Raw genomic sequence first — 19,112 nt, 5'->3', positions numbered from 1 at the left:
GCAGCGGCCCATCTTCTCTGCAGCTTGGCAAGCCGCGAGAGGGTATTGAGGGCGAGAGGAGATGCGGAAGGAGAGCGAGCAGAAGATGCAGGCAGCCGATACAATCATATCGCATGTTGCAACGTAGAAAGGGCTGGTTCTCTAGCTTGGCATGCAGATCGAGCAGAAAACCAGCCCTTTGATATCATAGTTTACCTGTTTTTCGCGCCGGAAGGAGCAGCAGTCATTGTAGTCATAGCAGGCATAGAAGGAAAGGAACCTCGGCAAAGGCGTACACCCGGTGTAACAGTCAGTAAGCGTTCTTCCCGTCCCGCCGGCGCTGGTCTGAGGCGAAGCGTCCCGCCTGCAGAATCAGCCGGCAGCCTAGCAGACAGAAGAAGAAAGGGTAACCTATGGACCTGGTGAAGCGGTTAGAGGAATATCGGGACCGAGAGCGAGCACTTGCGTGGGAGGGGACGTTCGCCCAATACTTTGAGATCGCGTGTAAGAGGCCGAAAGTCGCCCGCCTCTCGCATGAGCGCATTTACGACATGATCATGGAGGCGGGGGTCGAGACTACGCGCAACGGCGAACTGCGATACAACTTCTTCAGCCAGGAGATTTTCGGCATCGAGAAGGCGCTGCAGCAGATCGTCGACTACTTCCATTCGGCAGCCCAGCGCCTGGAGGTGCGCAAGCGCATCCTGCTGCTGATGGGGCCGGTTGGAGGCGGCAAGTCGACCATTGTGCAGTTGCTCAAGCGGGGCCTGGAAGCCTACACGCGCACCGAGGCCGGCGCCGTCTACGCGATCAAAGGTTGCCCGATGCATGAGGAGCCTTTGCATCTCATCCCCCAGGAGCTGCGCCCCGATATCGAGAAGGAGTTCGGCCTCTACATCGAGGGCGATTTGTGCCCGCGCTGCCGTTACATGCTCGACAACGAGTATCACGGGCGCATCGAAGATGTCCCCGTCCAGCGCATCGCCTTCAGCGAGAAGTATCGCATCGGCATTGGCACCTTTACCCCGTCGGACCCCAAGAGCCAGGACATCAGCGAGCTAGTTGGTGGCATTGACCTCTCGACTATCGGTGAGGTCGGTGTCGAGAGTGATCCCCGCGCCTACCGCTTCGACGGCGAGCTGAACGTTGCCAACCGCGGCCTGATGGAATTCATCGAGATGCTCAAAGTTGATGAGAAGTTCCTGTATGTGCTGCTCACCCTCAGCCAGGAGCAGAACATCAAGACAGGCCGCTTCAGCATGATCTATGCCGACGAGGTGGTGGTCAGCCATACCAACGAGCATGAGTATCAGGCTTTCGTCGGCAACAAGAAGTCTGAGGCGCTGCAGGACCGCATCATTCTGGTCAGGGTGCCTTACAACCTGCGCGTCTCCGACGAGATCAAGATCTACGAGAAGCTCCTCAAGCAGAGTGCCCTGCACAACGTCCATATTGCCCCGTACACGCTGCGCATTGCCAGCATCTTCGCCGTACTGACGCGGCTGGAGCCGTCGAAAAAGGCTGGTATGAGCCTGATGAAGAAGCTGCGCCTCTACGACGGTGAGGATATCGAGGACTTCAAGCAGAAGGATGTTCGTGAGCTGCAAGAGGAGGCCCAGCGCGAGGGCATGGACGGCATTTCGCCGCGCTATGTCATTAACCGCCTCTCGAATGCTCTGGTGCGCCAGAATGTGACCTGCATCAATCCGATTGATGCACTGCGCGCTCTGCGCGATGGTCTCGATCAGCATACGAGCATTACACGTGAGGAGCGCGAGCGTTACCTCAACTTCATCAGTGAGGCGCGCAAGGAGTACGACGAGCTGGCCAAGAAGGAGGTACAGCGCGCCTTTGTCTACTCTTATGAGGAGGCGGCGCGCACGCTGCTCAACAACTACCTGGACAACGTCGAGGCCTATTGCAACAAGACGAAGCTGCGCGATCCTATCACCGATGAGGAGATCGATCCCGATGAGCAGCTGATGCGTTCGATCGAGGAGCAGATCGGCATCACGGAGAACGCCAAGCGGGCCTTCCGTGAGGAGATTCTGATCCGCATCTCGTCGCTGGCGCGCAAAGGGCTGACCTTTGACTATACCAGCCACGAGCGCCTGAAGGAGGCCATCGAGAAGAAGCTCTTCGCCGATCTGCGCGATGTCGTCAAGATTACAACCTCGACGCGCACGCCCGATAAGGAGCAGCGGCGCAAGATCAATGAGGTAGTCGAGCGTTTGGTAACGGAGCATGGCTACTGCTATGTCTGCGCCAATGAGATCTTGCGCTACGTCGGGAGCCTGTTGAATCGCTAAGAAACGGTCTTCCAGGGGGTGAACCAGCCGAGCCGCCGAACTCCGCAGGCCCTGGCGTGGCCGTAACCTGCCGCAGCGCCGAGCTGCCGATCGCGCCGCGCCGCTCTTCTGCCCGCCTCTTGTGGGCCGGTCGCCTGATCCTGCCAGGCTGACCAGACCAGGTACGACGAGAGCAGAGGTCGGTCTGGACCAGGGCGTGTGATGGGGAGGCGGGCCAGGCCAGGCCGGCAGGTAAGGCAGGGCCGGGCGGCCTGCCAGGCCAGTGGTTCATCCCCTGTTCTCTTTTCGCTTCCGCTTCCAGCCAGGAAGGAGTGTGCGCTATGTCCGTCTCACAACACGATTGGTCACTGCACCGTAAGGGGCAGATTGACCAGGAGCGCCACAAGGAGAAGATTCGCGAGGCCATTAAAAAGAATCTGCAGGAGATTGTCAGCGAAGAGAGCATCATTCTCTCCGATGGCAAGAAGACAGTGCGCGTGCCGATCCGTTCGCTGGAGGAGTACCGCTTCCGCTATGATCCTGGACGCCAGGCTCATGCTGGCCAGGGCGATGGGAAGAGCCGCGTCGGCGATGTGATCGCTCAGGAGCCGCGGGCGGGTCGCGGCAAGAAGGGCGAGGCTGGGAAAGATCCCGGCTACGACTACTACGAGGCCGAGATCAGCATGGAGGAGCTGTCGGAGCTGATCTTCGAGGACCTGGAGCTGCCCAATCTGGAGCAGAAACGCCAGCAGGAGCTGCAGACCGACGCGGTCCGCTTTACTGATATCCGCAAGCATGGCCCGCTGACCAATCTCGATAAGAAGCGCACCATCCTGGAGAATATGAAGCGCAACGCCACCAAGGGCGAGCCGCGTTTTAAGGACATCAAGAACGAGGATCTGCGCTTCAAGGTCTGGGAGCCAACCATTCGTTACGAGTCGAACGCCGTCGTGATCGCCATGATGGATGTCTCCGGCTCGATGGGCGAGTTCGAGAAGTATATCGCCAGGAGCTTCTACTTCTGGATGGTACGCTTCCTGCGCACAAAGTATAATAACGTACACATCGTCTTTATCAGTCACCACACCGAGGCCAAGGAGGTGACGGAGGAGGAGTTTTTCCACAAGGGCGAGAGCGGCGGCACCCAGGTTTCGTCGGCCTATGAGCTGGCGCTACAAATCATCAAGGAGCGCTTTAATCCCCACGACTGGAATATCTACCCCTTCCATTTCTCGGATGGCGACAACCTTCCCTGGGATAATGATCGCTGCGTGCAGCTGGTGCAGCAGCTCATCGAGCTGTGCAATATCTTCGGCTACGGCGAGATCCGCGAGGGCCACTATCGCTCTCCCAGTACGCTGATGTCGGCCTATAGCCGCATCACGGACAAGAAGTTTGTGGCGGTGACGATCTCCGACAAGAAGGAAGTCTATCCGGCGCTGCGCAAGTTCTTCGCGCGCCGCGGCGATGCTGTGCCTGCTGGCAGATAAGTGCAACTGCAAGGGAGAGATGCCTATGGCGGATAGCGATCTGGAGCGCCTGCGTGATCGCATCGGCTATGCCTGGGAGATTGCCCATGAGTTCGGGCTGGACCCCTTCCCGACTCATTTCGAACTGGTCCCGGCGACCATTATGTATGAGTTTGCTTCCTACAGCCTGCCGGGCCGCTTCAGCCACTGGACTCACGGAAAGGCTTATTACCGACAGAAGATGCTCTATGATTTGGGGCTGAGCAAGATCTATGAGATGGTGGTCAACACGAATCCGAGCTACGCCTTTCTGATGGAGATGAACGATCTGCTCCAGAATACCTTTGTGGCGGCGCATGTCTTCGGGCATACCGATTTCTTTAAGAATAATGTCTACTTCCAGCATACGTCGCGTCGCATGATCGAGCGCGCCAGCCTCAATGCCGAGCGCATCGCCAAGTATGAGTTCGATCATGGCAAGCTGGAGGTGGAGCACTTTCTCGACGCCGTGCTCTCAATCCAGGAGCATGTTGACTACCATCTCTTCTTGAAGGGAGAGGATGAGGCGGAGGAAGAGGAGCAGCTCAGGCGCGGCGAGGTGTCACGCACACGGCCCTCAACGGAGTACGACGATCTCTGGGAGCTGGATCACGAGGAGAAGGAGCGTCGCGCCGAGGAGGAGCGCGAGCGTCGCCGTGGTCGTCCTCCGAAGTTCCCCGAGAAGCCTCAGAAGGATCTCTTGCTCTTTTTGATCCGTCATTCGCCTATTCTGGAGCCGTGGCAGCGCGATGTGATTGAGATTGTGCGCCAGGAGTTCCTGTACTTTGTGCCGCAGATGCAGACAAAGGTCATGAATGAGGGCTGGGCCTCTATCTGGCATTCGCGCATCATGCGTGAGATGGCCGATCGTGGCATGCTCTCCGATGCCGAGGCGGTCGAGTTCGCGCGCATGCACGCGAGCGTGCTCTCGCCTTCGCGCACATCGCTCAATCCCTACTACCTGGGTTACAAGATTTTTGAGGATATTGAGCGCCGTTGGGATAACCCGACCAGGGAGGAGCAGGAGCGCCTCGGGCGCAAGCCAGGCATGGGCCGCCAGAAGATCTTTGAGGTCCGTGAGCTGGATAACGATGTGTCGTTCTTGCGCAACTATCTGACAAAGGAGCTGGTCGAGGAGCTGGATCTCTACCTGTATAAAAAGGAAGGCGATGAGTGGGTGATTGTAGAAAAGAACTGGGAGAAGGTGCGCGACGGCATCGTAGCCAGCATGACTAACTTCGGCTTCCCCTATATCGTGGTCGACGATGGCGACTATCGCGGCAACCGTGAGCTGTATCTGCGCCATCTGCATGAGGGCCAGGACCTCGATATGGTCTATGCTGAGAAGACGCTGCAGTATGTTCATCAGCTCTGGGGGCGACCGGTCCATCTGGAGACAGTCTACGATGGCAAGCGTATTCTGCTCTCCTACGATGGTGAGCGCAATAGCAAGACGACGCTTGAGCGCTGATGGCTGGCTCAGACCCCGATGGACTGGACTGGCGCGGTAGCTGGCTGCTTCTGCCTGGCCGCCGCGCCGCTTGTCTTTTTGGGTGATCTGCTCTAAGATATGGCCTTGGGTTACCTATTCCTGCATTTCCTCCAGGTACTTGAGGGGTAAAAACGGACCACTGGCGGACGCTCCTCTTTGTCGCTCCTGGTCGAGATCGGTGATATCTTCCAGGGAGGAGTGTATGCCGTTTACCGCAAACATGTTCATCGCTCGGGATGCCGGGCTGTGGCAGTTGATTGGCATCTACTATGAACCGCAGCAGGAGGATGCGCCAGCCTTCGCCGAGGGACTCCGGCAGGTGATCGATCGTGCCCGCTGGAGCGCGGTGAGCAATGAGATGCTCTATAGGGAGGGGTTGCCCAAGGGGATCTCTCTGCGCATTGTGCATCGAGAGGAGGATCGACTGACCCCTGCTCAGGAGGAGGTGCTGCGGGAGAAAGGCTTCGTTCAGAGTGCTGGGGGCTGGTCCCAGCTCTTTCCCCTCAGCTGGGAGCTGGATGAGGGCTATCGGGCGCTCCAGGAGGAGCTGGAGCGGCGAGTCGATGGTCGCGATCCCCGCCTTCCTCACGATGAGCACACCAGCGTCGCAGTGCACAATATGAACGTCCTCATGGAGGCTGCGCGTACTGCGCTCGGCCTCGATCTGGATGGCTCCTTTGAGAGTGTGAAGAAGCTGGATGAGCTGCTCCTGATGGAGGAGGTAGAGCCGGAATGGCGCTTTCGGGTCCTCTCGCCGGCGACGCTGATCGCCTGTGGTGACTATACGGCTGAGGTGGCTGTGCGCACCTTTCCTGAACTGCACTGGAGCGACGATGAGGCGGATGAGCCTCATCCGCTGGCATTTGAGGGAAGCCTCACGCCAGAGAGTGGCAGTGGAGGGAAGATGAACCCACGCGGTAAGGCCAGAAAGCGCTGTCTTTACGGAGCGGGCGACTCGCTCTATAGTTTGATCGCAGTCGTGATTGACTTGCTGCGCCGGAACCGTTCCTAGTTTCAGATCTGTGTCGGCGCGCCGGTGCTTCCTCCTCCCTCGCTTCTGGCGATTCGGGCCAGAACAGGACGAGGCGAGGGCGACCGGCGCGCCGTCTTCTGGCTGTTCCTGTTACTGCTACCAGGCAGCTACTGCTCTACCAGTAGCGCTCTTCCGCCCACGGATCACCGCGGTTGTGGTAGCCGCGCATTTCCCAGAAGCCCGGGCGGTCCTCGGCCATGAACTCCAGCCCGTCGAGCCACTTCGCGCTCTTGTAGAAGTAGAGCTTGGGAACGACCAGGCGCACCGGGCCCCCGTGGTCCGGCTCCAGGTCCTTGCCATCGTGCTTGATGGCGATCAGCACGTCGTCGTCGTCAAGGCTGGAGAGCGGCATATTGGTCGTGTAACCGGTCCAGGAATGGGCCATGACGTATCTGGCGCTCGGCAGCGGGCGGGCCCGCTTGAGAATCTCGCGGATGTGGACGCCCTCCCAGGTGTTATCGAAACGGCTCCAGGTGGTGACGCAATGGATATCGGTTGTAATGGTCACCCGTGGCAGCGCGAGGAACTCTTCCCAGCTTAATTCAAAAGGCTGTTCGACCTCACCGCTGATCTTGAGTCGCCAGTCGGGCGGGAAGCTCGGCGTGCGCTCGTAGCTTAGCACTGGCCATTTCCTGGTCAGGTACTGGCCGGGTGGCAGCCGGTCCGGTCCCGGGCCCTCTTTAGCGTTGGGATTGGTCGCTCTTTCAGGTGCCTGTCGTTTAAACAGACTCATGCTGCTGGACTCCTTATACCTGGTGATTTTCCAGGTGAGCAATAGCTGGCAAAGGTCAGGCAGACAAGGCGCTGGGAGCTGGTCAACGTTGTGCGTCTCGGCTCCCAGGCGTGCCCGGTTAATTGCTTATGCCCTTCCTTTTCTCTTTGGTTATGTTACAACACTCATAACAGTCTCGCCCAGGGGAAAATTCCCTTCGCTGCCAGAGAGCAGCTCAGGAGGACTGCGGCTGGGCGGGTGTTGTGCTTTAGCCGACCAGGCACTACAATAGAGGGGCGGCTGTGCAAGCGAGGGAGCTGGCCAGAGAGAACCAGGCCGTGGGAGCCTGGAAAAGGAGCGTGGTGGGTCGGGAGAGAGACGGCCAGTGCAGGGTCGAGGCCTGATCAGCTTTTTCGCTTCACAAATGAGCAGAAGATAACCATATGGGTTGCCTGCTGGCGGCGAGGCAGGAGGGAGCGAGCGATGATTACGGTACTTCTGGCAATTGACGGGACGCTGATTGTCATGGCGATACTGACGGCGGGGCGCCTGGGATTTGGCCGGCGGGAGCCGTTTGAGGTTCGGCGCTTTCTGCGCTGGTTTGGCGGATATTTCCTCTTCAATCTCCTCTTTTGCTTTCTACTGGTCTACTTTAATCTTCCAGCTTTGACCGGACCACTGGGAGGCTGGCAATGGGTGCTCTGGCCGCTGGCCATCAGCAGCCTGGCGAATCTCTTTTCGCTGGTGCGTCCGATTTTCGGGGCCAGAGAGGAGGTCTTGACAGGCGCCGGGAGACGTAGTGCGGCGCGCAGGCCAGGAGCCAGGCAGGAGGAGAGCGCCGGACAGAGTCAGGCTATCTCGCGAGGGAGCGTGGCGGCTGGCCTTTTCGGGCTGGTGGTCGTAGGGATTGTGGGTCTGGTGGTTTCGGGACTGATCGTTGTCTTTACGACCTGGTTTGACAGCAATGCCAAGGCCCTGGCGGCCATTCCCCAGATTAAAGCGGCCAACTCGCCGACGCTGCCGCCCACCGACCCCAACCATATTGTGCTTGTCAGTCCGGGGGTGGCGGCTTATGAGGGGCAGCAGGTGCTGGGGGCCACTGGCCAGAATCTGGGATCGACCTACAATCTCGACCCTAACAGCTACACACTGCAGTCCATTGATCATCACCTCTACTATGTGGCCCCGCTCAGCTACAACAATATCTTTGTCAATCTCTCCAACGCTCATACCCCTGGCTTCGTGGTTGTCGATGCTGAAAATCCCGAGGCGACGCCACGGCTGATGACTGGGGGAGATAAGACTCTGGCCTATCTACCGGGGGCCTTGCTCAATCAGGACCTGCTGCGTCACGTTTATCTGAGCGGCTACACCTATGGGCGTCTGGTTGATCCAACGCTGGAGCTGGATGACCAGTATCATCCCTACTGGACCATCTCGTTGATGCAGCCTTCGCGCGGCTATACCGGCGACGTGCTCAGCGAAGTTCTGCTGGTTGACGCCCATACTGGCCAGATCACGCGCTATCGCCCCCAGGATGTTCCGAGCTGGGTGGATCGTGTGATGCCGGCGGCGACCGTCACGCAGTACCTGCAGTGGTGGGGCCTCTACCATGCCGCCCCCTGGTTCAATCCTTCGGGCGCCAATCAGCAGGTGCCGGCCAGCGAACCCCAGTTGCTCTATAACAGCGTTGATCAGCCAGTCTGGTTGGTGCCGATGACCTCCTCCTCTCTCAATGATAATTCCAGCACGGGCATCGTCCTCTTTGATACCCATGCCAATCGAGGCACCTTCTACCCGCTGACGGGGATTGGCATCGGGAGCAATGTCGAGAATACTATTCAGTCGACGCGAGCCAACCTGCGCAGCTACGATGTTGATAGCGTACAGCTCTATCAGCTCTATGGAGAACCGACCTGGGTCGCTATCTTTGTCCAACATGTCAGCAGCGGCAGCATCTTTCAGGCTGTGGGCATTGTGGATGCACGCAATCTCAATGGCAGTAATGTCCAATACGATACGACGCTGAGCGGTGCCTTGCAGGCTTATCAGCAATGGCTGACGCAGCAGGCGTCTGCCACTAACCGCCCGACCAGCGGCACCGTCAAAGCTGTGGTGGGTAAAGTGGTGCGCATCGCCTCGGTGCAGGAAGGGTCGAATACGGTCTTTTATCTGCAGCTTGCCGGTCAGCCGTATATATTCACAGCCAACCTCTCGCTTTCGCCGAAATTGCCGCTGGTGCAGCCTGGGGACGTGGTCAAAGGCGACTATTATGATAGCGGTGGGCAGGTGATGGTCTTTAAGACCTTCGACGATTTGAGCATTCAGCTTGCTGGACCAACGGAGACCCCATCTCCGACGGCTTCCCCGCCGGTGACTCCGACGCCGCCCCCCGTGAGCACGAGCACCCCCTCCGCTGGTCACTAGCCGCGACATTTGGTGAGAGAGCGGCAGGACAGGCAGCCGGAGTGGCAGTAGCACTATAGAGAAGGAGGGTTGGGATGCCTCATTATTTTACGCGTGAGGAGGCCGAGGCCCTACTACCTGTTATCTCGCCGATCCTGCGCCATATTCAGGAGCAGCGGCGCAGGCTCAGGGAGGGAGAGGAACGTGCTCATGCGATTCGTCTGCGTATCATGAAGAACGGTCACAATATTAATGAGACTATGATGGAGATTCAGCGTGAGCAGGTTCTCTATCTGCGGCGGCTACAGGAGGCGCTGGAGAAGTTAAACGAGTTGGGCTGTGAGTTGAAAGATCCCGATATGGGTCTCGTTGACTTTTTGAGCCTGCGCGAGGGGCGGGAAGTCTATCTGTGCTGGCATCTAGGAGAAGAGCGCATCAAGTATTGGCACCCACTCGATACAGGCTTTCAGGGGCGTCGCCCGCTGGATGAGGAGGAGAGGGAGAACGGCGCCTGAAGCAGGCTCTTGAGTCGGGACAAGACGGAACGACTCGGGGAGGAAGGTTGATGACTGTCAAAGAGGCTCTGGAGTGGGGGCGGCGTCTGCTCCAAACGACAGGGCGCTCCGCTCGGGAGGCTGGACGCGATGTGCAGGTGTTGCTTGGCCATGTCCTGGGTGTCGAGCGCTCGGCTCTCTATGCCCACCCTGAACGGGAGCTGACAGAAGCAGAGCTGCTGCGCTTGACGGCCTTGCTAGAGCGGCGTCAACGCGGTGAGCCAGTTGCCTATTTGCTTGGTCACAAGGAGTTTTTTGGACTGGACCTGCTCGTCGATCGGCGCGTGCTCATTCCACGCCCAGAGACGGAGCTCCTCGTAGAGGCGGTCCTTGCTGAGGCTCGGAACCGCTTGAGCCGGGGAGAGGTACCGATCGTTGCCGATATTGGCACTGGCTCTGGAGCTATAGCCGTGGCTCTGGCGGTGAACGAGCCACATCTGCCTTACCTGTATGCCTGCGACAGCTCGGCGGCGGCGCTGGAGGTTGCGCGGCTCAACTGTCAGCGGCATGGAGTCAGCCAGCGCGTGCGTCTGCTGCAGGGCGACCTGGCAGCGCCGTTGCCCGAGCCGGTTGATCTGCTGGTGGCCAATCTTCCCTATGTGGGCACCGAAGAGCGAGAGCTACTGGCCCCGGACGTGCGCGACTTCGAGCCAGCGGAGGCTCTCTTCGCCGGTCCCCGTGGCTTAACGCTCCTGGAGCGTCTCCTGCGACAGCTTCACGAGCGTCCCGTGCTTAAAGATCGGGCGAAGGTCTTTCTGGAGATCGGCTATCAGCAACGTGAGGCGCTAGAGGCGCTTGCACGTCAGCTCTGGCCTACGCTGCAGCTCACTTGTCAGCGAGATTATGCGGGTCAGGAGCGTCTCCTCATTCTGGCCTTCTGAGGCGTCTTCTCTGCTGCAGACTGGCCGAACCGAGAGCTGGCGGGGGAAGATGACTGCTCTAACGGTGAGGAGGGGAGAGCATGTCGCCTATCCTCTCTTCCCCTTGCTCCCCCCATTCTGGACTAGTATAAATCGGCGAACTCATTGCGTTCCTTTTGAAGGAGTCCGTATAATCGGACTACCGTCGTGCTTCTGGGTGGTCCCCTACCACGATGGAAGTGGCAAAGATGGCCGGCCAGAGCGACGGAGAGGCAGACGAAGAACACGGTGGGGAGCAGCGACAGGCTCCTCACAGGAGACGGTACATGGTCCAGGCCGGTGACTTGCAGTTGACTATGGCGGCGCTTCTGCCTGTGGCTTCCTGGCTTCCTCCACTGGCGCTGCCGTTGCTCGGAGGCATTGCTGCTTTTGTTCTGACCTATCTGCTGACCTTTGCTGTGCGGGCGCTCTGTCTCCGCATGGGTTGGCTCGACTATCCTTCTGAGCGCCGTGTGCATACGGTCCCTGTCCCTCGTTTGGGGGGCGTGGCTATTTTCCTCTCGTTTGTGGTGGCTTCGCTCCTCTTCTATACACCAGCGCGCAATATTCCTACTTCTCTGTATGTGGAAAGCACGGTTTACTGGCTCTTCCTGCTGGCTTCACTGCTCCTGGTGACGGTCCACCTCATCGATGATCTGATTGGTTTGAAACCTCTGATTAAGTTGCTGGCGCAAACGGTAGCGGCGGCGATTCTTCTGGCGCCCTGGGGAGGGCGCTTTCATGGGATCTTTCTCTTCTCCTTCAATAATCCTTTTGCCCCTGGCTTGGTCTATCTGGGAGTGCATGACAATGCGATCACGCTAGCGGCGATCCCTGCCCTTTGCTTTACCTGGTTCTGGATGGTGGGCATGATGAATACGGTCAATCTGATCGATGGGGTCGATGGGTTGGCCGCTGGAGTGGTAGGGATCACCGGTCTGTTCACCGCTTTGATTAGCTGGGTCTTCCATCAGGAGAGCATCGCGGTACTGGCGGCGATCTTCACGGGCGCGGTGCTGGGCTTTCTGCCCCATAACTGGAATCCGGCGCGTATCTTTATGGGCGATACAGGATCGATGTTTCTGGGCCTGGGACTGGCTGTGATGTCGACGATTGGCGGGGCCAAGCTGGCCCTGGCCTTGATGCTGCTCGGGGTGCCGATCCTCGATGTGGCGGTGGTGGCGATCAATCGCGTGCGGCACGGTCAGCGCCCCTGGCACTATGACAAGACGCATCTGCATCATCGGTTGATGGCCGCCGGGTTGACGGTGAAGCAGATCTGTTATCTGTTTTATGGGGTAACATTGGCCTTCGGCGTGCTGGCGGCTAGTCTCTCAATTTTGTCGCTCGATATCGCCAATCGACAGAATGCGCATCTCTTCAAGTTTATCAGTATCCTGCTGGTGGTGGTGATTATGGTGGCCCTAATCGTGTGGATCGATTACCGCCAGCGCCAGCGGGGGGGACGCCTGCACCTCGGCGACCCCTCTCCCTCGCCGTCTGGTAACGCTGAAGGCCCTGCAGCGCCGACAGCGACCCAGGAGCCGGTGCTGCCTGCGGAGCACCTGACCTCGTCGCCTGCTCCAACAAAGAACCAGCCCAGCGGCAATGGTTGGACGCAGCCAGCCCCCAATGGCGAGAATGCTGCCCGTCTGGAGCCAGGCGAGCTGCGACTGCAGACCGGTATGGATCAGCTGCATTAGTGGCCTTGAGCCAGCCAGGCTCAAGGCCACCGCCTATGCCTCGGTACGTTTTTTTGAGACTTGGTTAATCTTATCGGCATAATTGTTGAAGAATTCCCAATTCCCTCGGTTCCACCATCACCAGGGCTTGTGATAAAGAAGACTCTGCTCGCGCGGATTGCTGAAGTAGGTGGGGGAGGCTGATCTATGCCCCATGAGGTAGTGCAGGCGATGCCAGACACGCTATAGCGGATTTCTCTGTGGACCTCACAAGCAAAAGGACTAGCCAAAAGACTCAAGCCTGTGCTGGCCTAAGAAGGCGGAGGAGGTTATCCTCGGATTGGAGGTAGGAGAGGAGGCTTGCACCTTCAGCGACAGAGTAAGGGTCTCCTCTCCTGCCGAAGAGAATTTCCACTAATAGGAGGGAACCGATGGCTCTTCAGAAGCTCGCAGCTGCTAAGTTGCTAAGCCGTCGCCGCGCCATGAAAGGTGCGCTCGCTGGCGTCTTAGCGGCAACGCCGTTACTAGGGCAGGTGCCGGGCGTGAGTGCTGCTTCTTTAGGGATGGATCAGCCAGGCGTAAAGGTGCTTGCTCTGACAGGGAAGCTGCTTAGGCTAGAAGAGCAGCGCTTGCGATCAACGCCAGGTTTTACTCAGGTAGAGGAATTTTTGCAGCAAAGAGGATTGATGCTTTCTGATCCTTTGCTGGAAGGCTATTATCTCTATCGTCAGACGGGGCAGCACTGGGAGCAGGAAACGATTCTATCGCTCAGCTATATACAACCAGCGGGATCGCAGCAAGACGTAACAGTCACGTACAGTCGTAAGGATCAGAAATACAGTCTAGACATTGTGCTGGCTGATCGGCAACGGCAGGTAGGAGAGGGCTACATTGTTAGCAGTAACGGCCAGATTGAGCTGGCGGCACGCCTGCATGCTCAGGGAAACAAGCAGATTTTGCAAGTAGCTCAGCAATACGAGCAAGGCCTCCTATCACCTGCTGTTGATCCTGCCTCAAGTGTTCAGTGTAACCTCTGTCGAGCCGTTTGTAGTGGAGTTGTGGGGACAGGATGCTCTATCCTGGGGGCGGTCTTTACCTGTGGTGAAATCTGTTTACCCCTGGGAGAGAATCCGCTTTGCTTCTCACTATGCGCCGTAGCCTACCGCCTTGTCTGCAGTATTGCTGGCACTTTTGATTGCGTCCAGCTCGTCTGTGTCAACGCTTTCCATGTTTGCTGATCAGAGAAGCCACTTCCTTTTCCAGGCTGGGCCAACTGAGGGTCACCTGATGACGCCTGCGAGATCGCTCTCTCAGGTGATCCTCTTTTTTAGTTAGAGAGGGTAAACTCTCTTGGCCGCATGCAGCGCTTAATCCGCGAGATGATCGGAGGCTTCTATTCTATGGTCATACTGGTGACAGCCGCTCGGCTCATTGGAGGCCTTGTTTTTTTGTGGGCTGGAGGAAGTAAGCTCGGTAGTCTGAAGAGCTTTACTCGGATAGTCCTCGAATTTGATCTGCTACCTCCTTATGCCGCCAGGATATTGGCCTATGTGCTGCCTGAGCTTGAGCTAATAACAGGCCTGCTCTTGCTGGTGGGGGTGATGGTGCCTTTCGCTTCTGTGGTGGCGCTGGCTATGCTGAGCTGCTTCTCCATCGCGCTCAGATCTGTCTCACGACGGCGCAAAGTCCTCACGTGTGGCTGTTTTGGCTGGCGGGGGCGACCTGTAACCTATAAGGAGGCCTTGCTGCGCAACAGTTTGCTGGCGATCCTGGTTCTTCTCAGCGGCTGCTTCAGCGCTCTGCGGCCTCCTTCCCCATTACTACACCCTCCAACCGCTCAAGACATAGTGGCTTTCCTCTTGGCGGGAAGCGCCATTGAACTCTATTACATCACAAAGGTTTTATGGAAGATAATTGAGGAGATGAAAGCCTGGCAGGGAAGATCTTATGAGTAAAGCTGAGCAGTTTCTGGCGGTACTTCTCTTTGGGGCTGTGGTCCTCGATGGTATCGCTGTTTTTGCTCTGGCGCTGCTGGCAAGCTTCTCATTGGCTCTGGCGCTGCTTATATTAGCGTGTTTGTTCGGGATCACTGGGGGGCTAGCGCTGAGCTATGGCTATGTGCGCTGCCACAAGCTGAAAGAGAGGGAGCAGCTGAGCGGGGGAGGGCAGCCATCGGAGAAAAGCGGTATCAGTACGAGTCCTCCCAGTCACTTTCTCATCTTGGGCTGGGGCATGCTTGTAGCGGCACTGGTGCTATTTGGTCTCAGGCTGTTCTGGTTGCACTAGGCGGGAAGAGAGCTGCAGGATGGTGCAGAGCGAGGGTGAGCGGCCCCTGTTGGAGGTTGAAAGGCTCAGTAAAGCCTATGGATATCTCCAGGCGGTGGATCAGATCAGTTTTCGGCTCTGGCCTGGGGAACTGGTGGCTCTGCTTGGCGAGAATGGGGCGGGCAAGACGACAACGTTGCAGATGCTGGCTGGCGTGCTGACCCCGGATGGAGGAAGAATTTGCCTGCGCGGGCAGAGTCTGACTGCGGCTGAGTTGAAGAGGCTAGTAGGGTATATGCCTGAGATGCCCGCTCTCTACCCTGGCTTGACCGGCCAGGAGTTTCTTGAATTTGTGGGTGGGCTGCGTGGCTTCCCTCGTGCCTTCTGCCGCGAACGTGCCAGCGAGCTACTCGTGCGCTTTGGCCTGGAGGAGGTGGCCCAGCGGCGCATCCGCGGCTACTCGCAGGGGATGAAACGCCGGCTGGTGCTCTGTGCCACGCTCCTGCACCAGCCACCCCTGCTCTTGCTCGACGAGCCATTGAATGGCATCGATCCTTCGGGGGTCATACTGGTCAAGCGTGAGCTGGCCGCCTTAAGCGCGCGGGGGCATGCCCTGCTTATCGCAACGCATCTGCTGGATGTGGCTGAGCGTCTCTGCGGGAGGGCGATCATTCTGGCGCAGGGTCGCATCGTGGCCGATGGGAGCCTCGATGAGCTGCGTGCCCGGACCGGAGAGGCGACCCTGGAGCAGATTTTCGCCAGGCTGGCTCAGGTCGCCTCGGCTGCAGTGGAGAGGGAGGAAGAACGGCGATAGTCAACGACCCCTGGCTCAGGCCAGAGGCTTGCCCGCAGCCTCATCGGCCCGGGCTTCGGAGCCATTTTGACAGCAGCCCACTGCCCCACAGGACAGAAGAGCACTGTGGCCGGGTTGACCCGCTCTTCCCCGTTGCACGGTGAGGCGAAGCTGTTGCTGACCTTCCGGTCAGTGCCTTTGGTCTCGGGAGGAGGAGACCACAGGAGAGCCGAAGAGGTCAACCCTATGGTGAGAGAAAGGAGAGGCCGTCTTCCTCCCCTGGAGGAATCCAGGGGTCCCCGACGGCACATTTCTATGGGCGAGGAGGGTCAGACAGGAGTTCGATGGAAGACCAGGCTCTTGCGCGATCGTTGGAAGAACCAGCTGGCTGCCCTGGTCCGCCTGGAAGGCTGGCTTCTGCGAGAGAGCTGGCTGGAAGCTCCCTGGTGGCGTCGAATAGGGTCCCTGTTGGGCCTGTTGCTTCTGCTATGGCCAGGTGCTTCTGTGCTGAGCGCGGTCCTGATCCTGGCGCCGACCCTGATCACCGAGAACCTGCCAGCGGCGATAACGATGGCGAGTTGCCTGCTGGTGATCTTCCAGGTGCTGCGTGCACCAGGGGTGCTCTGGGAGGGCGCTGAGCTGATCTGGTATCTACTGGCTCCTTTGCCTCGTTCCTTGTTGTTGCTCCGCTCGATCTATCATCTGCTCAGAGATATGGTAGTGGCAATGATCATCCTGTTGCTGCTGCCATCGCTGGCGGTCTGGCTGACGCATGGCTCGGGGGTCCTGATCGGGCAGCTCTGGCTGACGGGCGCTTATCTGCTGCTATTGTGCTCGTTCCTGGCCCCTACGGGCTTACTTCTTCTGACCTGGTGTCTGGGGGTCAGGAGGGCAAGGAGCGCTGTGGCCGCGGCAGCGCTGCTGCTCTGCCTTCCCGCGCTGCTGGTTATCGGGCTTTGGCTGGCGGCAGTGGCTCAAGGAGGAAGGGGCTGGTTGGGGGCCTGGCGTGACATGGTGCAAGTGCCGGCAGCGCTGCTGCTCAGGGCAGAAGGAGATCTTTTAACTCTGCCTGCCGGACGGCTGACAGGGGCCGATGGCCTTGTCTTGCTGGGGGGGCTGTTGCTGTTGCTGGCCCTGGGAACCGGCTATCTCTGGCTGGGAAGCTGGCTCTATCAGGACATCTGGGAGGGCTTACAGACGCAGCGCGAAAGGCGGAACCGGCGGTCTGAGACAGCGGTAGAAAGGCATCTTCTCTGGGAAGTGGCCTGGCGTTTGCCGGGCCTGCCACCTTCCTGGGCGGCCTTACTTGGCTACTGCTGGCGCGAGGGAATGTGGAGCTGGACAGACCTGCCGACGATTGTGATCGATGTGACTATCTCTGTAGGAATCGTGGCCAGCACCCTGTTATCACCGGGGGGGCTGCAGCTCTATCGTGATTTCTGGCCTGTTTTGGGCGTCCTCAACCTGCTCATGGGGAGCCTGCCCATGTTGCTGGTGCTGAGCAGAGGATTGATAAAGCGGCTGCTGTTGCCCCGTTGGCTATGGGGTAGCCTGTCTATCAGCGCTGGTAGTCTCTTTGGGGCCTTGTGGCTGGCCATGCTGCTGCCGTCACTCGTACTCTGGCTTGGCCTCTCCCTCATCGGCGGGTGGCTGCTGGAAGCTTCTCCCCTGGCAATTGTCATCTGCCTGCTGATGCTGGGCCTGGGTGTAGCGGCTGCCGCAGCTCTATCGTTGATGGACGGAATTGTGGAGATGGCTGACGGAGAACGACCATCGCTCCCTGTTCTCCTGCCGACGGCCATCCTCGGGGTGCTCTTGCTGCTCAGCGTGACCCTGATTACCGCCTTGCTCTTCATCCCGACCTTGCCAGCGCAACTTCAGCGGGATGTGGGCCTTCCCTCTCTCTCATCCCGTGTGAGCATCTGGACTGGCACGCTGGCCGCCTGTCTGATCGCTGGTATTACCGCACTGGCTTGCTGGCTGGGACGCCGGCGGTTGGCCCGCCTCCTGGGGCAGGAGGGGCGTAATACGAGCCGATATTCTGAATGAGGTGTCAGAGGACGAAAGGACGGCACTGCTTATGTGGATAGCACTCATTGGTCTCTGGATACTGATGATCAGCCTTGCTCTCTACACGATTGTGCTCGGAAGGGGTTTTCTCTCACTCCAGCAAGCGTTACGTGATCTGAAGGCGGAGTTTCATGGGCGCATTGAAAAAGTAGTAGGCAATCCTGTCCCGGCTTTTTCTGCTCTCACCATTGACGGTCAGCAGCGCTTGACCGAAGAATTTTTGCATCATCGTCCTGCCCTGCTCGTCTTTCTTTCTCCTGCCTGCCCTCACTGTCATCGTGTCATGAGTCAGCTCGCTGAGCTTGTCCATCGTTGGCGAGAACAAGGTGGAGTGATTGTAGGGGTAAGCAATGGCGACCCCAGTGAAATGCTGAAGTTAGCACGCAAGATGGAAGCCGACTTTCCCATCCTGGCCCAAGAGGGGTGGGAGCTGACCCAACTTTTCAAGGTTTCCTCAACACCGTGGGGCTTTGCTATTGCCCCTTCTGGTCTGGTGACAGCTGCAGGCCCTCTGGGCACTTCGGAGCAACTGGATGCGCTTATGAAAGCCGCCGAGGTAAACGAGCCACTACCTTGAAGCCGCTTTTGTTCGCTTGACGCTCAGAGGAGGTGCCTGGAAGGCTCTGTCTTGAACAACTGGTGATCATGAAAGAAGTGTTGATCTCGGCACTGAGCATTGGGCCGCTGCTGGCCCTCGTAATCCTCGCTGGGGAGATCCGGTGAGTATGGCGAGCGGGCCGAACGGGGCGAGCCTTTAGCAGCAAGGGCTGGAGGGGTTACCCGCTGCAGCTGCTGAGCTAGTTGAAGCTGGAGGTCCCAGCGGAGCAGTTAAGTCCCGGGCTTCTAGCGACGAGAGGCAGGTCCTAACAGGCTCAATGATGCACTATGCGGGCAGGCCGACGAGCAAGCAGGGAAGACTCCATCCCTGGTTGAGGAAGCTTCCCTTCCTATCTGCCCCTGGTGATCCTTCACGAGACAGAGATGTGGCTGGTCTTCCCAGCGAGGGGGAGGCTGGCGGCCCTGCATGAAGTGAGGAGAGGATTAGAGAAGAAGACTAGCAAGGAGACTAGTAAAGGCGCTGGCTCTCTAGATGAGTACCTGGTATTCTTGCCTTAGATGCATCTTTCAATGGTTGTGGGATGAGAACGCCTCTTGTGAAGGGATTCGTACTATGAGATTGGCGAGCTGTAGTTACTCTTGTAGAGGAGAAGTCAGCCGTGCTTCGCATAATTTTGCCTCTTGTTTGCTTCCTGGTGCTGTTCGTCAGCGATGTGATCCTCTGGTTACGAGTGTGGCGTTTGCCACCTGGTCCGGAACGTGTGGGGCAGCTGATTGGAGCGATAGGCGTATTCGTCGCTGTACTGGCAGCTAGCTTTTTTGTTTTCTTGACGCTCCAAGGAGGTTCCTGAGATGCCGTGTCCGGAGCAGGTA

Annotated in this window: 15 protein-coding genes; 14 read left to right on the top strand and 1 reads right to left on the bottom strand. The window is 58.4% G+C overall.

The features are described from left to right. Positions 1-392: 392 nt before the first annotated feature. From KTAU_RS09240 to KTAU_RS09225, 4 genes are all read left to right on the top strand, one after another. A complete protein-coding gene (locus tag KTAU_RS09240) occupies positions 393-2,288 on the top strand; it encodes a PrkA family serine protein kinase (protein WP_112432803.1) in 1,896 nt (631 codons plus the stop codon). A 320-nt stretch (positions 2,289-2,608) separates the two neighbouring features. Further along, positions 2,609-3,757 carry a sporulation protein YhbH gene (gene yhbH, locus KTAU_RS09235; RefSeq protein WP_151728110.1) on the top strand — a complete coding sequence of 383 codons (1,149 nt, stop codon included), beginning with the start codon at positions 2,609-2,611 and terminating at the stop codon, positions 3,755-3,757. A gap of 25 nt (positions 3,758-3,782) precedes the next feature. Continuing rightward, positions 3,783-5,246, top strand: a complete 1,464-nt coding sequence (locus KTAU_RS09230) for a SpoVR family protein (RefSeq protein ID WP_151728109.1) — start codon at positions 3,783-3,785, stop codon at positions 5,244-5,246. A 223-nt stretch (positions 5,247-5,469) separates the two neighbouring features. Further along, positions 5,470-6,279, top strand: a complete 810-nt coding sequence (locus tag KTAU_RS09225; protein WP_151728108.1) for a hypothetical protein — start codon at positions 5,470-5,472, stop codon at positions 6,277-6,279. A gap of 136 nt (positions 6,280-6,415) precedes the next feature. Here KTAU_RS09225 and KTAU_RS09220 read toward each other — a convergent pair whose 3' ends face one another. Continuing rightward, entirely contained in the window at positions 6,416-7,033 is a 618-nt protein-coding gene (locus KTAU_RS09220; RefSeq protein ID WP_151728107.1) for a sulfite oxidase-like oxidoreductase, read from the bottom strand. Positions 7,034-7,495: 462 nt separating this feature from the next. On the opposite strand from KTAU_RS09220, the gene KTAU_RS09215 reads away from it, so the two are divergent. From KTAU_RS09215 to KTAU_RS09170, 10 genes are all read left to right on the top strand, one after another. Beyond that, positions 7,496-9,439, top strand: coding sequence for a hypothetical protein (locus KTAU_RS09215; RefSeq protein ID WP_151728106.1), 1,944 nt, complete (start codon positions 7,496-7,498; stop codon positions 9,437-9,439). Between the two features lie 74 nt (positions 9,440-9,513). Then, positions 9,514-9,933 carry a DUF2203 domain-containing protein gene (locus KTAU_RS09210; protein WP_151728105.1) on the top strand — a complete coding sequence of 140 codons (420 nt, stop codon included), beginning with the start codon at positions 9,514-9,516 and terminating at the stop codon, positions 9,931-9,933. 50 nt (positions 9,934-9,983) lie between these two features. Next, the gene (gene prmC / locus KTAU_RS09205; protein WP_151728104.1) at positions 9,984-10,853 is read left to right on the top strand and encodes a peptide chain release factor N(5)-glutamine methyltransferase; all 870 of its coding nucleotides are present in this window, start codon (positions 9,984-9,986) and stop codon (positions 10,851-10,853) included. 305 nt (positions 10,854-11,158) lie between these two features. Further along, on the top strand, positions 11,159-12,574 hold the full coding sequence (locus KTAU_RS09200; protein WP_170293173.1) for a glycosyltransferase family 4 protein: 1,416 nt from the start codon (positions 11,159-11,161) through the stop codon (positions 12,572-12,574). Positions 12,575-12,984: 410 nt separating this feature from the next. Further along, on the top strand, positions 12,985-13,791 hold the full coding sequence (locus KTAU_RS09195) for a hypothetical protein (RefSeq protein ID WP_151728102.1): 807 nt from the start codon (positions 12,985-12,987) through the stop codon (positions 13,789-13,791). A 120-nt stretch (positions 13,792-13,911) separates the two neighbouring features. Then, positions 13,912-14,508, top strand: a complete 597-nt coding sequence (locus KTAU_RS22355) for a MauE/DoxX family redox-associated membrane protein (protein ID WP_151728101.1) — start codon at positions 13,912-13,914, stop codon at positions 14,506-14,508. Next, positions 14,501-14,839: a hypothetical protein gene (locus KTAU_RS09185; RefSeq protein WP_151728100.1), complete on the top strand. Its 339-nt coding sequence runs from the start codon at positions 14,501-14,503 to the stop codon at positions 14,837-14,839. Before KTAU_RS22355 ends, KTAU_RS09185 begins: the two co-directional genes overlap by 8 nt. 19 nt (positions 14,840-14,858) lie before the next feature. Further along, on the top strand, positions 14,859-15,632 hold the full coding sequence (locus KTAU_RS09180; protein WP_151728099.1) for an ABC transporter ATP-binding protein: 774 nt from the start codon (positions 14,859-14,861) through the stop codon (positions 15,630-15,632). A 339-nt stretch (positions 15,633-15,971) separates the two neighbouring features. Further along, on the top strand, positions 15,972-17,660 hold the full coding sequence (locus tag KTAU_RS09175) for a hypothetical protein (protein ID WP_151728098.1): 1,689 nt from the start codon (positions 15,972-15,974) through the stop codon (positions 17,658-17,660). Between the two features lie 31 nt (positions 17,661-17,691). Beyond that, positions 17,692-18,258, top strand: coding sequence for a peroxiredoxin family protein (locus tag KTAU_RS09170; RefSeq protein ID WP_151728097.1), 567 nt, complete (start codon positions 17,692-17,694; stop codon positions 18,256-18,258). Positions 18,259-19,112: the final 854 nt, after the last annotated feature.

Origin of the sequence: Thermogemmatispora aurantia, assembly GCF_008974285.1 — a bacterium.
Classification (GTDB): domain Bacteria; phylum Chloroflexota; class Ktedonobacteria; order Ktedonobacterales; family Ktedonobacteraceae; genus Thermogemmatispora; species Thermogemmatispora aurantia.
Note: the sequence above shows the minus strand (reverse complement) of the source record. Positions and strands in the feature narration are given on the sequence as shown.